This is a genomic window from Streptomyces sp. NPDC046862 (assembly GCF_040704615.1).
In the GTDB taxonomy this organism is placed as follows: Bacteria; Actinomycetota; Actinomycetes; order Streptomycetales; family Streptomycetaceae; genus Streptomyces.
In genome coordinates, this window is sequence record NZ_JBEYXP010000037.1 from 24737 (window position 1) to 38461 (window position 13725).

Here is a 13725-nt window from a genome sequence, read left to right on the forward strand (position 1 = left end):
TACGGGGAGGGGCGGCGGGGGCGACAGCCCCACGGCTACTTCAGCAGCCCGATCTCCTGGCAGGCCGACCGGTACTTGGACGTGCAGATCTGCTTGACGGTGTAGATGCCGTCCTTGACGACCGTGTCCTCGATGTTCTCCTTGGTCAGCGCGACCACGGGGACCAGCTGGGACGGGATGTTCTCGTTGGTCGGGGAGTCGACCTTGTCGCGGGTGAGGGCGTCGAACTCGATGGAGCGGCCCTGGATCTTGGCGACGGCCATCTCGGCGGCGGCGTCGGCCTCCTGCGGGTACGACTTGTACACGGTCATGTACTGATCACCAGAAACGATTCGCCGCACCGCGTCCAGATCGGCGTCCTGCCCGGTGACGGGCGGCACCTTGGAGACGCCGGCGGTCTTCAGCGCGTCGATGACGGCGCCCGCGATGCCGTCGTTGGCCGCGTAGACACCGGCGATGTTGTCGAGGCCGACGGCCGCGATCGCCTTCTCCATGTTGGCCTTGGCGTTCTTCGGGTCCCAGTCCTTGGTGTCGTACTCCTTGGCGATCGTCACCGCGTCCTGGAGCTCGGACATGGCGCCGGCCTTGAACTGCGCGCTGTTCGGGTCGGTGGACGAGCCGTTCATCATGACGATCTTGCTGGCGGCCGAGGTGCCCAGCTTCTCGACGAGGGCGCGGCCCTGCACCTGGCCCACGAGCTCGTTGTCGAACGAGATGTACGCGTCGATCGGACCCTGGGCCAGCCGGTCGTACGCGATGACGGGGATCCCCGCGTCCTTCGCCTTCTTGACGGCGCTCGCGATGGCCTTGGAGTCGACGGCGTCCACGACCACGATGTCGACCTTCTCCGCCACCATCTGCTCGAGCTGACGGTTCTGCTGCTTCGCGTCCTTCTCGGCGTTGGCGTACTGGACCGTCCCCTTGCCGTCGGTCAGCTCGAGGACCTTCGCCTTGAAGATCGGGTAGTCGAACTGCTCGTACCGCGCGGTCTCCTTGTCCGGCATCAGAAGGCCCACCGTGATGTCGTTGCCCTTGGTGGGGCTCGCCTTGCTCTCGTCGCCGACGCCGTCAACGACGCCGCAGGAGGCGAGCGAGAAGGCCGCGGCGGACGCCGCCACGGCGACAGCCGTTCGGCGCAGGGCGATACGACGTATTCGGGTACGGGTGTTACGGGTGTTCACATCACGTGCCTTCCGGGCGTGGACGCTTCATTGCGCACAGGACGGGTGAAAGCCAACGCGGTGTTCACCTGAGCGTCAAGGAGTAACCACTTAACGAGATGACAACAGCGCTCTGTGTTCTCGGTGTGAAGAGAGTAAAGGGTCCGTGACGCGGGTAGAACTCAGGTTCTCCACTTCGAGGGCCGGAACAAGGGGTATCCCTGCGCGCTCCACAAACGGACCCTGACGTTTCACCCCGATAAGGCGACTTCGTCCAGGTATCGGACCCGCCTCAGGCTTCCATCCACCCGCGCAGCAGCGCCTCCCGCTCCTGCCGCCTGGGCGTGCCCGCAGCGGCATGCGCGCGGCCCCACTCCTGCAGCGCCGACACATCGGCGATCCCCGTCACGAACCGCTGGAGCAGCGTGACCGACAGCTCGTACTCGGTCTCGGTGTACCCGTGCAGCGCGGCGCTGTAGGTGTCCAGCTCGGTGGTCCCGTCCTCGTCCTCGACGTGGACCTCGAAGGGGGGCGGCACGTCACCGCCGCCCGCCGCGACGTCCAGCACCGTGTTCACCACGGCGCCCACCACCCACTTCGCGCTGGAACGCACCGGCGCGCAGTGCACACCGACGGACCGCACCTCGGACCACGCCCACTTGGCCCCCTGCTGATTGGTCCCGAGCGCCTCCAGCCCGTCGGCCGTCAGCCGCACGCTCCACCCGCCCCCCGCGGGCTCGGCCCCGACGTACACGGACGTCTCCGTGATCCAGAACAGTCCGACCATGGCCATGGGTGAGTGCCTCCCGGGATGCGGTGTACGCGAACGCCTGGGGAGACACGCTTCGAGGCCGGACGGTTCACCCCGGCCGCGCTTTCGACTACTTCTCGGCCCTGGCGGGTCCCGTGATCGCCTCGGTGATGGTGAAGCCCTTGGCGGGGCCTTCGGGGATGACGACCTCGGTGCCGTAGGGGACACGGTGGATGTCCTCCCAGTCGGCCTGGTCGGGGCGCGGTCCGGTGAAGAGGGTGACGGCTCCCCGGCCGTCGTGGTCATCGATGATCACGTACACCGGGATGCCGGCGCGGGCGTACTCGCGGCGCTTGCGGACACGGTCGCGGTCCTGGTTGCGCTTGCCCGGGGAGACGACCTCGGCGACCAGTCGGACCGCTGCGGCATCGACTCCGAGCCCGCCTTCGTCCGCGCACGGCTCCGGATCCTCCGGGGCGATGAACAGATCGGGGATCCACCCCTTGCGCCGGAAGATGACGTTCATGGCCTGATATGCGGCGCACTCCCCCTCCCCAAGAAAACGCTCCAGCGCGTCGCGTAGGCGGTTGACAACCCGGGCGTGGGACAAGCGACCAGCGGCCGACACCTCGATGATCTCAGCGCGGTAGCCCTCGGGGAGTTCCATGTCCTTCCATGCCTGCCACAGGACCTCGTCCAGGTCAGGTCTGTTCACGAATTCAGCCCTGGCCTCGGACATGATCTCGGGCCTCTCCTGTGGGATGCACTCGGGGCACAAGCAACGCCGTAACGGTAGGCGGTCATACGGGCTCACCTGCGGAAACGCACTCGGTTCACTCGAACTGGTGATGCAGGAACGACTCACCCGGCAGCGAGCCCGAGCTGGAACCACACCCCCTTCGCGTACCGCCCGACTCTCTCGCCCTCGACACCCCACTTGTCCGCCATCTCCGCGACGATGGCGAGCCCGCGCCCCCAGCAGGCGGGCACCGATGCGACGGGGTGCGCCAGGACCGGCGGGTCGGGGCTCTCGTCGAAGACGCTCACGTGGATACGGGCGGGAGTGAGGCGGACGCGGAGCATGGTGGTGCCCTTGGTGTGCAGGTGGACGTTGGTGACCAGTTCCGAGGTGCACAGGGCGGCGGGCATGACGAGCTGCTCCCGGTCGTGGGTGAAGAGGACGGCGCGTACGAAGTCCCGGCAGACGCGGGGCGCGGTGGCGTCGGCGGGGGCGAACAGGCTGTATTCGTGGGTGAGTTGAACGGGGCGGTGGGCTGCGTGACGGGCGGGGTTCATGGGCGGGGGCTCCTGTGGGGGTGAGGGCCGAACTCCCGTTGCCCGGCGATGGCGACGCCCGTGAGGGTGCTCTGTCGGCTTATGGGCAGGGGTGGTTGAGCGGTTTCAGTGCGTGACTGATTCCACACTCACCGTAAGGCAGCAGGGATAGACATCTCAACCTGTTCACGGAACCTGATGGACCAACCACCCCGCGCAGTGCAGACTTTGGGGACGCCTCCAAGGAGTAACCGTGGGACTACGCACCACCATCAGCGAACGCCAGCGCCGCCTGGGATTCGAACTCAAACAACTGCGCGAACAGGCGGGGTTGAACGCGGCGGAAGCCGCCCAGCGCATCGGGATGAGCCGGGCACAGCTCAGCCATATCGAACTGGGCCGTACGTCGATCCTGACCGAACGGCTGCTGGAGCTGTGCCGCACGTACGGTTGCACGGACAAGCCCTACATTGACGCACTGGTGTCCATGTCCGAGGCGACCGGCAAAGGATGGTGGAGCGCGTACAAGAAGCAACTGGGGCCCGGCGCGCTCAACCTCGCCGAGTTGGAGGACCAGGCCGCATCACTGCGGTTGCACGAGTCGCTGTTCATTCCGGGGCTCTTCCAGACCGCCGATTACGCGCGGGCCATCTTCAACAGCCCCAAGTTGGGGTTCGAGAACATCGACTGGGCCCTGAAGTTCCGTATGGAGCGGCAGCACATCCTCACCGGCAAGAACCCGCCTTCCGTTCATGCCGTGCTCCACGAAGCCGCACTGCACATGAGGTTCGGCACCACACGTGTCGTACGCGAGCAGTTGGTGCGGTTGATCGAGTTGGCCCGTCTGCCCCACGTGACCATTCAGATCTATCCGTTCAGCGCGCAGGCATACGCGGCCCTCAGCGGAAACTTCGTCCACGTCATCCCTCGCACACCGCAGCTCGGCACCGTGGTCCTCGACCACCCGACGGCCACCGACTACCTGCGTGAGCCAGCACAACTCGACCAGTACGGCACGTTGTTCGAGCGGCTCGCCGACAACGCCCTCAATCCCCTCGACGTATCGTTGGCCCCCGAAGCACACTCGGTGAAGGACTCGCTGGCCCTCATCCGGCACTTGCTCTACACGCTCTAGGAGGCCCTGATGCCCGAACTGAACTGGCAGAAGTCCTCGTTCAGTGGAGGCCCCGAGCAAAGCTGCCTGTACATGGCCACCACCCCCGACGGAACCATCCGCCTCCGCGAGAGCGACACCCCGGACGTCATCCTGGCCGCCGCCCCGCAGGGCCTCGCCGCGCTCCTGTGTCACGTGAAGGCGGGCCCTCCCCGTACAACCAACCGCCGCCTCCACAAGTCCTGATCACCGGCGGTCCTCCCCGGACCGCCCAGCGATCAGGACCCAGGAGCCCATGAACCCGGCCAGACCCATGACCGCCGCGACCGCCTGCGCCGTCGTACTGACCATCGCGGGCGGTCTGCTGACCGCCACGGCCACCGCCGCGAGCGCGGCCGGCACGTGTACATCCCCTGTCTTCAAGCGGGAGTTCTACGCCAACACCGCCTTCTCCGGTACGCCGAGGAAGACGGACTGTGACTCGAAGATCGACCAGGACTGGGGGACCGGCGCCCCGGCCTCCGGGTTACCGAAGAACAACTTCGGGGTCCGCTGGACCGTTACCCGGGACTTCGGCTCGGGCGGCCCGTTCGCCCTGCCCGTCGAGTCCCGCGACGGTATCCGCGTCTACCTGGACGGCGAGCGCAAGGTCAACCTCTGGAAGAACGTCTCGACCACCCAGAAGAAGACCATCGACATCACCGTCCCCTCCGGCAGGCACACCCTCCGCGTCGACTTCGTCAACTGGACCGGCGCCGCGAACGTCTCGTTCGACTACAAGCCCCGCACCTCCGCCGACGTCGACAGGGTCAAACCCCTCACGCCGACGGGGGCGTCGGTCACGTACGACAGCGCGGGCGGCAATGCCAAGGTGTCCTGGACGGCGAACAAGGAGATGGATCTCTCCGGTTACCGCGTCTATCGGCGGCTCAAGGGCACCTCCTTCGGCAGCACGCCCCTCGCGAAGACAACCTCCACCTCTTACACCGACACCACGCTGCCGGTGACCGGCGAGACGTACTACTACGAGGTCCGCGCCCACGACAAGGCGGGCAACGAGTCCGGCGGCACCGCCGACCAGTCCGTCACGACCGCCGACAGGACGGCGCCCGCCGCGCCCACAGGACCGGCCACCGCCTCCGAGACGGATGGACTGCGGATCAGCTGGACCGCGAGCACGGACGCGGCGTCGTACCGCGTGTACCGGGCCGCGAGCGCGAACGGCTCGTACACCAGGGTCGGCAGCACGGACAAGCTCACGTACCTGGACACCTCGGCCGCCGAGGGCACGACGTACTACTACCGCGTGACGGCTCTCGACGCGGCGGGCAACGAGTCCGCGCGGTCCGTCGCCGTCAGCGGCAAGCGCAGGGACCGCACCCCGCCGCCCGCCGTCACCGGGCTGACGGTCACGCCGACCCAGTACGGCTTCGAGCTGGACTGGGACGCGAATCCGGCCGCCGACCTGAGCAGGTACACCATCTACCGGGGTGAGCTCTGGGGCGACGAAGGTGAGGAGCGGGTCTGCTCCGGCAGCCCGGTGGAGTACCTGGACGCCGACACCACCTCGTACGCGTACACCACCCTCCCGGACGCCGACGAGGTCTGCTTCTTCGTCGACGCCGTCGACGCCGCCGGCAACTCCTCCTTCAAGTGGACCGGCACCGCCCAGGCCGTCACCGCCACCGAGCTCGACACGACGCCGAGCGTGCCGACGCCCGAGGGCTCGCCGCTCTCCCTCAACGTGCACCGCGCGGACGGCGACGAGGGGAACTGGCTGACGTGGGACGGGCTCGGCGAGGACGAGCCGGAGCAGGCAGGCGGCTACCGCGTCTACCGGTGGAACCCGGCCACCTCCGCGTACGAGCGGATCGCCGAGCGCGCCAGCGGTGCCTTCGATTACTTCGACACCGGCGCGAAGCGCGGCACCACGTCCTACTACTGGCTGACGGCCGTGGCCGCGGACGGAACCGAGTCCCTCCCGGCGGACGGCTGGGCGGTCACCGCACCGGCCGAGTGACCTGAACGACACGAAGGGGCCCGGAGGTTCGGCTGAACCTCCGGGCCCCTTCGCGCGTTCGACTTCGCGCGGTCGGCGGGGCGTCAGTCCGAGGACTGCTGCCTCTTCGGGCGCCACACCACGAGCGCGCTCGTCTGCTGGACCTCCTGGTACGGGACCAGGTCGCGGCGGTACGAGGCGTGCACCGCGGCCTCGCGCTGACGCATGGTCGCCGCCGCGCCGTCCAGCGCGTCCTGAAGCTCCGCCACGCGGGACTGGAGCGCGGCGACCTGGTTCTCCAGTTCGATGATGCGCTTGATGCCGGCGAGGTTGATGCCCTCGTCCTGCGACAACTGCTGGACGGCGCGCAGCAGCTCGATGTCGCGGGCCGAGTAGCGTCGGCCCCGGCCGGCCGTGCGGTCCGGCGAGACCAGGCCCAGACGGTCGTACTGGCGCAGGGTCTGCGGGTGCAGGCCGGAGAGCTGGGCCGCCACCGAGATGACGTAGACCGGGGTTTCCTCGGTCAGTTCATACGGATTCCGTCGACGGCCGTCCATCTCATCAAGCTCCCTTCGCGGCCTGGAACAGCTCCGCCCGCGGGTCCTCGCCCGCGGTCGCCTCGCGATACGCCTCGAGCGCGTCACGAGCCTTCCCCGAAACGTCCTTGGGGACACTCACCTCGACGGTGACCAACAGGTCCCCGCGGGTGCCGTCCTTGCGGACCGCGCCCTTGCCCCGGGCGCGCATCGTACGTCCGTTGGGCGTGCTCGGTGGCAGTTTCAGGGTGACCGGGGGTCCGCCCAGCGTGGGGACGCGGATCTCGCCGCCCAGCGCCGCCTCCGTGAACGTCACCGGCACCGTCACCGTCAGGTTGTCGCCCTTGCGGCCGAACACCGGGTGCGCGTCGACGTGCACCGTGACGTACAGGTCGCCGGCCGGTCCGCCCCGCTCGCCGGGCGCGCCCTTGCCGCGGAGCCGGATGCGCTGACCGTCCGTGACACCGGCCGGTATGCGCACCTGCATCGTCCGGGACGACTTCGCCCGGCCGCTGCCCTGGCAATCCAGGCAGGGGTGCTCGGCGATGAGGCCGCGCCCCTTGCAGTCCGGGCAGGGGTCCGTGAGCGAGAAGCCGCCACCGGAGCCCCGCGCCACCTGGCCGGTGCCGACGCAGGTCGGGCACACACGCGGTGTGCCGTTCTTGTCGCCGGTGCCCGAGCAGGCCTTGCAGGGCGACTGCGAGGTCATCCGGAGCGGGACGGTCGCGCCGTCCACCGCCTCGGTGAAGCTCAGGGTGACCTCGGTGTCGATGTCCTGGCCGCGCCTTGGCTGCGTACGCGTGCCCGTGCCCGCGCCGCCGCGGTTGAAGAGTCCCCCGAAGACGTCACCGATGCCGCCGCCGAAGCCGCCCGCTCCCTGTCCGCCCTGGGGGCCGCCTCCGAAGAGGTCGCCCAGGTCGAAGTTGAACGAGCCGCCGCCCGCGCCCGGCCCCGGACGGAATCCGCCGTTGCCGAAGAGGGCGCGCGCGTCGTCGTACTCCTTGCGCTTCTTGGGGTCACCGAGGACGTCGTTCGCCTCGGAGATCTCCTTGAAGCGCTCCTCCGCCTTGGCGTTGCCCTTGTTGGCGTCCGGGTGGAACTCGCGGGCGAGCTTCCGGTACGCCTTCTTGATCTCGGCCTCGGTGGCGTCCTTGGGGACGCCGAGGACCTTGTAGAAGTCCTTCTCGATGAAGTCCTTGGTGCTCATCCTCGACGCCCCTCCTTCCTCGTTGGTTCAAGCTCAGCCCTCGTCCGGGCCACCGCTCTCCTTGTCGTCGGCCGTCTCCGCCTCGTCGGACTTGACGGTCTGGGCGCCGGGCTGCGGTTCGGCCACCGCCACCCGCGCGGGGCGGATGGTGCGCTCGCCGAAGCGATACCCGGGCTGCAGAATCGCCACGCACGTCGTCTCGGTGACGTCCGGCGCGTAACTGTGCATCAGGGCCTCGTGGATCGTCGGGTCGAAGGGCTCGCCCTCCTTGCCGAACTGCTGCAGGCCCATCTTCGCGGCGACGGTCTCCAGCGACTCGGCGACGGACTTGAATCCGCCGACGAGTTCGCCGTGGTCCCTCGCGCGGCCGATGTCGTCGAGCACGGGCAGGAGCTCGGTCAGGAGGTTCGCGATGGCGATCTCCTTGACCGTGATCCGGTCGCGCTCGACGCGACGGCGGTAGTTCGCGTACTCGGCCTGGAGGCGCTGCAGGTCCGCGGTGCGCTCACCGAGCGCGGTACGAACCTGGTCGAGCTGCGCCACCAGTGCCGCCTGTGCGCCTGCGTCCCCGGTCGGGGCCGCCCCTTCCTGGGGGGCGGCCTTCGACTCGGCGTCGTCGGGGGTCGCGCCGGAGGGGACGTCGGGCTGCTGCGGCGACGCGGCCTGCGGCTGCTGCTCGTCGAAGCCCGGGGTCTCCTCCGTCACGCGGCACCGTCCTTCCGCTCACGCGGCTCGTCGACGATCTCGGCGTCGACGACGTCGTCGTCGGCCGCCTTGGCACCGGCACCCGCGTCAGCACCGCCGTCGGCACCGGGGGCTTCGCCGCCCGCGGCCTGCCCGGCCTGGGCGTCGGCGTACAGGGCCTGGCCCAGCTTCTGCGAGACGGCGGCGACCTTCTCGGTGGCCGAACGGATCTCGGCGGTGTCCTCGCCCTTGAGCGCGGCCTTCAGCTCCTCGACGGAGGCCTCGACCTCGGTCTTGACGTCGCCCGGGACCTTGTCCTCGTTGTCCTTGAGGAACTTCTCCGTCTGGTAGACGAGCTGCTCGCCCTGGTTGCGGCTCTCGGCGGCCTCGCGGCGGCGGTGGTCCTCCTCCGCGTACTGCTCGGCCTCCTGGCGCATGCGGTCGACCTCGTCCTTCGGCAGCGAGGAGCCGCCGGTGACGGTCATCTTCTGCTCCTTGCCCGTGCCCAGGTCCTTCGCGGTCACGTGCATGATGCCGTTGGCGTCGATGTCGAAGGCGACCTCGATCTGCGGGACGCCACGCGGGGCCGGCGGCAGACCGGTCAGCTCGAACATCCCGAGCTTCTTGTTGTACGCCGCGATCTCGCGCTCGCCCTGGTAGACCTGGATCTGCACGGACGGCTGGTTGTCCTCGGCGGTGGTGAAGATCTCGGACCGCTTGGTCGGGATCGTCGTGTTCCGCTCGATGAGCTTGGTCATGATGCCGCCCTTGGTCTCGATACCGAGGGACAGCGGCGTCACGTCAAGGAGAAGAACGTCCTTGACCTCGCCCTTGAGGACACCGGCCTGGAGAGCGGCGCCGATGGCGACGACCTCGTCCGGGTTCACACCCTTGTTGGCCTCCTGGCCGCCGGTCAGCTCCTTGACGATCTCGGCGACGGCGGGCATACGGGTGGAGCCACCGACGAGAACGACGTGGTCGATCTCGCTCAGCTGGATCCCGGCGTCCTTGATGACGTTGTGGAACGGCGTCTTGCAGCGCTCCAGCAGGTCAGCGGTGAGCTGCTGGAACTGGGCGCGGGTGAGCTTCTCGTCGAGGTGCAGGGGGCCCTCGGCGGAGGCGGTGATGTAGGGCAGGTTGATCGAGGACTCGGTGGAGCTGGAGAGCTCGATCTTCGCCTTCTCCGCGGCCTCACGCAGACGCTGCAGAGCCATCTTGTCCTTGGCGAGGTCCACGCCGTGACCGGCCTTGAACTGCTGCACCAGGTAGTCGACGATGCGCTGGTCCCAGTCGTCACCACCGAGGTGGTTGTCACCGTTGGTGGCCTTCACCTCGACGACGCCGTCACCGATCTCCAGGAGCGACACGTCGAAGGTGCCGCCACCGAGGTCGAAGACGAGGATCGTCTGGTCGTCCTTGTCGAGGCCGTACGCCAGGGCGGCGGCGGTGGGCTCGTTGACGATGCGCAGGACGTTGAGTCCCGCGATCTCACCGGCCTCCTTGGTGGCCTGACGCTCCGAGTCGTTGAAGTACGCCGGGACGGTGATCACCGCGTCGGTGACCTTCTCGCCCAGGTACGACTCGGCGTCGCGCTTCAGCTTCTGCAGAATGAACGCGGAGATCTGCTGCGGGTTGAAGGGCTTCCCGTCGAGCTCGATCTTCCAGTCCGTCCCCATGTGACGCTTGACGGAGCGGATGGTCCGGTCCACGTTCGTGACCGCCTGGCGCTTGGCGACCTCGCCGACGAGCACCTCACCGTTCTTGGCGAAGGCGACGACGGACGGCGTGGTCCTGGCGCCTTCGGCGTTGGTGATGACGGTGGGCTCGCCGCCCTCCAGAACGCTGACGACGGAGTTAGTCGTGCCCAGGTCGATGCCGACCGCACGTGCCATTTCGATTCCTCCAGCGATGACTTGAGTGGAACGGACTCAAGCATGCATGACGCTTGCCGCTGGGTCAACAGACCTGAGTCACCCTCGCTCAACTCTTATCTGTTCCTTACACGCAAGGTGGGTCTGACCTGCGGGTTTCCAGGCCGCGGGCTTGGCGACGAACCACCGCGGGGGTGACACGTCCCTGGTTCCCGCCCCCGCCGCCCCTACCCATCCCCGTCCCCTGGTGCTGCGCCCCAGACCCCCGCGAGACCCCCGCGAGACCCCCGCGAGACCCCCGCGAGGGGGGCGGTCGGGGTGGGCGGGTTGCGTGCGGGTGGGTGGGGGCTGGTCGCGCAGCTCCCCGCGCCCCTGAAAGCCGCACGGGCCCCCGTGGCCCTGAAAGCCGTGCGACCCCCGCGGCCCGAACGGGGTCCGGGGCGGAGCCCCGAAAAGGTGGGGGTCCAGGGGGCGCAGCTCCCTTGGCGGGGTTGAAGGGGCGGAGCCCCTGGGGATGGGACGGGTAGGGGCGGCGGGGGCGAGGATCGGCACAGGCGGAGCCTCACGCGTACCGCACACACCCCACCCTAATCCGATGTGCACCAATTTGGGGCGAACGCCCACTCAGGCAACCCTCAGCGACGCAGATCACCGCCCCGCTGGCTACAGTGCGGCACAAGAAGTGGGTAGTCTCAGACGGACTGCATAAGTTACCGCTTAGTAATGACTCCGAGGCCAGCCGCGATCCGCCCCGGAGAAACCCCTCGCAGGCCCGAGGAGCCCCCAAATGCAACTCGCCGCGATCATCGTGTCGCTGGTCCTGACCGTGGTCGGCGTCGCACTGCTCGCACGCGCCATCGGCCAGTTCGTCCGGTACTTCAAGCTCGGCCAGCCCCTGCCCGCCGGCGCCCGGACCGACAACCCCTACGCGCGCAGCGTGACGCTGGTCCGCGAGTTCCTCGGCCACACACGCATGAACCGCTGGGGCATCGTCGGCATCGCGCACTGGTTCGTCGCGATCGGCTTCCTGACGCTGCCGCCGACGATCATCACCGCGTACGGCCAGCTCTTCCAGGCCGACTGGACGCTCCCGGTCATCGGCGGGTTCCTGCCGTACGAGCTCTACATCGAGTTCATCGCCGCGATGACGACCCTCGGCATCGGCACGCTGATGGTCATCCGCCTGCTGAACCTGCCCTCGCGGCCGGGCCGCAAGTCACGGTTCACGGGGTCGAAGATGGGCCAGGCGTACTTCGTCGAGTACGTCATCCTCACCATCGGTCTCGCCATCTACGTCCTGCGCGGTCTTGAGGGGGCGCTGCACGACGTGGACCACTTCGAGGCCGCGTACTTCGCCTCGTACCCGCTGGTCCTCGCCTTCAAGGGCCTGAGCGTCGCCACGCTGCAGAACCTGGTCTACCTGTTCGCGATGATCAAGCTGGGCACGACGATGATCTGGATGATCACCGTCTCGCTCAACACCAACATGGGTGTCGCCTGGCACCGCTTCCTCGCCTTCCCGAACATCTGGTTCAAGCGGAACGCGACCGGTGAGACGGCCCTCGGCGGCCTGCAGCCCATGACGTCCGGCGGCAAGCCGATCGACTTCACCGACCCGGGCGAGGACGACGTCTTCGGTGTCAGCCAGGTCGAGCAGTACTCCTGGAAGGGCCTGCTGGACTTCTCCACCTGCACCGAGTGCGGGCGGTGCCAGTCGCAGTGCCCGGCCTGGAACACCGGCAAGCCGCTCTCGCCCAAGCTGCTGATCATGTCGCTGCGCGACCACGCGCACGCCAAGGCCCCGTACCTCCTCGCCGGTGGCGGCAAGACGATGGAGGGCGAGGAGAAGGCGAGCGAGGAGCAGCTCAAGGACGTCCCGGCGGCCGCCCTCGCCGAGGCCGAGCGGCCCCTCATCGGGACCTTCGAGGAGAACGGCGTCATCGACCCGGATGTCCTCTGGTCCTGCACCACCTGCGGTGCCTGCGTCGAGCAGTGCCCCGTCGACATCGAGCACGTCGACCACATCGTCGACATGCGCCGCTACCAGGTCATGATCGAGTCCGCCTTCCCGAGCGAGGCCGGCACGATGCTCAAGAACCTGGAGAAGAAGGGCAACCCCTGGGGCCTCGCCAAGAAGCAGCGCCTTGAGTGGACCAAGGAGGTCGACTTCGAGATCCCGGTCGTCGGCAAGGACATCGAGGACCTCACCGAAGTCGACTACCTGTACTGGGTCGGCTGTGCGGGCGCCCTCGAGGACCGGGCGAAGAAGACCACCAAGGCCTTCGCCGAACTCCTCCACATCGCGGGCGTCAAGTTCGCGATCATGGGCGGCGACGAGAAGTGCACCGGTGACTCGGCACGACGCCTCGGCAACGAGCCGCTGTTCCAGGAGCTCGGCATGGAGAACGTCGCCGCGCTGAACATGGCCTTCGGCGAGGACGACGAGGACGAGTCGACCAAGAAGCCCAAGTCCGCGAAGAAGATCGTCGCGACCTGCCCGCACTGCCTGAACACCCTCGGCAACGAGTACCCGCAGCTCGGCGGCGACTACGAGGTCATCCACCACACCCAGCTGCTCCAGCACCTGGTGGACGAGGGCAAGCTCATCCCGGTCACGCCGGTCGAGGGCATCATCACCTACCACGACCCGTGCTACCTGGGCCGCCACAACAAGATCTACTCGCCCCCGCGCGAGATCATCGGCAAGGTCCCGGGCCTCCGCAACGAGGAGATGCACCGCCACAAGGAACGCGGCTTCTGCTGCGGCGCCGGTGGCGCGCGGATGTGGATGGAGGAGCGGATCGGCAAGCGCATCAACAACGAGCGTGTCGACGAGGCGCTGTCGCTGAACCCCGACATCATCTCCACTGCCTGCCCGTTCTGCCTCGTCATGCTGACCGACTCCGTCAACGGCAAGAAGGCCGCAGCTGAAAGCGGCTCCGCCGCGGGCGGCAAGGCCAAGGAGTCCATCCAGGTCGTCGACGTCGCCCAGCTGCTGCTCGACTCCGTCAAGACCCCGGAGCCGGAGGAGGACGACGGCGAGCCCCCGGCGGGCTCGTCGGACAGTGAGAACGAGCCGGAGCCCGCACCGGTGAAGTAACCGTCCCCGGCTGTGGTTTGCGACGCCC

The 13725-nt window shown here is 68.2% G+C and carries 12 protein-coding genes; 4 read left to right on the forward strand and 8 right to left on the reverse strand.

The window, feature by feature from the left end:
• Positions 1 to 35 precede the first annotated feature (35 nt).
• The 4 genes from AB0959_RS33675 to AB0959_RS33690 form a co-directional block, all read right to left on the reverse strand.
• Complete coding sequence (locus AB0959_RS33675) at positions 36 to 1181, reverse strand: substrate-binding domain-containing protein (protein ID WP_366830498.1); 1146 nt, start codon at positions 1179 to 1181, stop codon at positions 36 to 38.
• A gap of 271 nt (positions 1182 to 1452) precedes the next feature.
• Entirely contained in the window at positions 1453 to 1953 is a 501-nt protein-coding gene (locus AB0959_RS33680; protein WP_366830499.1) for a hypothetical protein, read from the reverse strand.
• A gap of 88 nt (positions 1954 to 2041) precedes the next feature.
• A complete protein-coding gene (locus AB0959_RS33685) occupies positions 2042 to 2626 on the reverse strand; it encodes a Uma2 family endonuclease (RefSeq protein WP_366830500.1) in 585 nt (194 codons plus the stop codon).
• A gap of 146 nt (positions 2627 to 2772) precedes the next feature.
• Positions 2773 to 3207 carry an ATP-binding protein gene (locus tag AB0959_RS33690; protein ID WP_366830501.1) on the reverse strand — a complete coding sequence of 145 codons (435 nt, stop codon included), beginning with the start codon at positions 3205 to 3207 and terminating at the stop codon, positions 2773 to 2775.
• A 232-nt stretch (positions 3208 to 3439) separates the two neighbouring features.
• On the opposite strand from AB0959_RS33690, the gene AB0959_RS33695 reads away from it, so the two are divergent.
• Genes AB0959_RS33695 through AB0959_RS33705 form a run of 3 tightly spaced genes read left to right on the forward strand, consistent with a single transcriptional unit; the run spans position 3440 to position 6320 of the window.
• Positions 3440 to 4321, forward strand: coding sequence for a helix-turn-helix transcriptional regulator (locus AB0959_RS33695; RefSeq protein WP_366830502.1), 882 nt, complete (start codon positions 3440 to 3442; stop codon positions 4319 to 4321).
• A gap of 9 nt (positions 4322 to 4330) precedes the next feature.
• On the forward strand, positions 4331 to 4546 hold the full coding sequence (locus tag AB0959_RS33700; RefSeq protein ID WP_366830503.1) for a DUF397 domain-containing protein: 216 nt from the start codon (positions 4331 to 4333) through the stop codon (positions 4544 to 4546).
• A gap of 49 nt (positions 4547 to 4595) precedes the next feature.
• The gene (locus AB0959_RS33705) at positions 4596 to 6320 is read left to right on the forward strand and encodes a PA14 domain-containing protein (RefSeq protein WP_366830504.1); all 1725 of its coding nucleotides are present in this window, start codon (positions 4596 to 4598) and stop codon (positions 6318 to 6320) included.
• 83 nt (positions 6321 to 6403) lie between these two features.
• On the opposite strand, the gene AB0959_RS33710 is transcribed toward AB0959_RS33705, so the two are convergent.
• The 4 genes from AB0959_RS33710 to dnaK are packed head-to-tail and all read right to left on the reverse strand — an operon-like array spanning position 6404 to position 10618.
• Positions 6404 to 6856: a helix-turn-helix domain-containing protein gene (locus tag AB0959_RS33710; RefSeq protein ID WP_366830505.1), complete on the reverse strand. Its 453-nt coding sequence runs from the start codon at positions 6854 to 6856 to the stop codon at positions 6404 to 6406.
• 4 nt (positions 6857 to 6860) lie between these two features.
• On the reverse strand, positions 6861 to 8042 hold the full coding sequence (gene dnaJ, locus AB0959_RS33715) for a molecular chaperone DnaJ (RefSeq protein WP_366830506.1): 1182 nt from the start codon (positions 8040 to 8042) through the stop codon (positions 6861 to 6863).
• A gap of 33 nt (positions 8043 to 8075) precedes the next feature.
• The gene (gene grpE, locus AB0959_RS33720; protein WP_366830507.1) at positions 8076 to 8747 is read right to left on the reverse strand and encodes a nucleotide exchange factor GrpE; all 672 of its coding nucleotides are present in this window, start codon (positions 8745 to 8747) and stop codon (positions 8076 to 8078) included.
• Positions 8744 to 10618 carry a molecular chaperone DnaK gene (gene dnaK, locus AB0959_RS33725; protein ID WP_366830509.1) on the reverse strand — a complete coding sequence of 625 codons (1875 nt, stop codon included), beginning with the start codon at positions 10616 to 10618 and terminating at the stop codon, positions 8744 to 8746. The genes grpE and dnaK overlap by 4 nt, the downstream gene beginning before the upstream one ends.
• Before the next feature lie 766 nt (positions 10619 to 11384).
• Here dnaK and AB0959_RS33730 point away from each other — a divergent pair.
• Positions 11385 to 13697 (forward strand): heterodisulfide reductase-related iron-sulfur binding cluster, encoded by a 2313-nt coding sequence (locus AB0959_RS33730; RefSeq protein ID WP_366830510.1) that lies wholly within the window; start codon positions 11385 to 11387, stop codon positions 13695 to 13697.
• Positions 13698 to 13725: the final 28 nt, after the last annotated feature.

Bases quoted from the DNA above. Each gene is read 5' to 3' on its own strand.
- AB0959_RS33680 (WP_366830499.1), bottom strand. From the start codon at position 1,953: ATGGCCATGGTCGGACTGTTCTGGATCACGGAGACGTCCGTGTACGTC.
- AB0959_RS33690 (WP_366830501.1), bottom strand. From the start codon at position 3,207: ATGAACCCCGCCCGTCACGCAGCCCACCGCCCCGTTCAACTCACCCAC.
- AB0959_RS33700 (WP_366830503.1), top strand. From the start codon at position 4,331: ATGCCCGAACTGAACTGGCAGAAGTCCTCGTTCAGTGGAGGCCCCGAG.
- AB0959_RS33705 (WP_366830504.1), top strand. From the start codon at position 4,596: ATGAACCCGGCCAGACCCATGACCGCCGCGACCGCCTGCGCCGTCGTA.
- AB0959_RS33710 (WP_366830505.1), bottom strand. From the start codon at position 6,856: ATGGACGGCCGTCGACGGAATCCGTATGAACTGACCGAGGAAACCCCG.
- dnaJ (WP_366830506.1), bottom strand. From the start codon at position 8,042: ATGAGCACCAAGGACTTCATCGAGAAGGACTTCTACAAGGTCCTCGGC.
- dnaK (WP_366830509.1), bottom strand. From the start codon at position 10,618: ATGGCACGTGCGGTCGGCATCGACCTGGGCACGACTAACTCCGTCGTC.
- AB0959_RS33730 (WP_366830510.1), top strand. From the start codon at position 11,385: ATGCAACTCGCCGCGATCATCGTGTCGCTGGTCCTGACCGTGGTCGGC.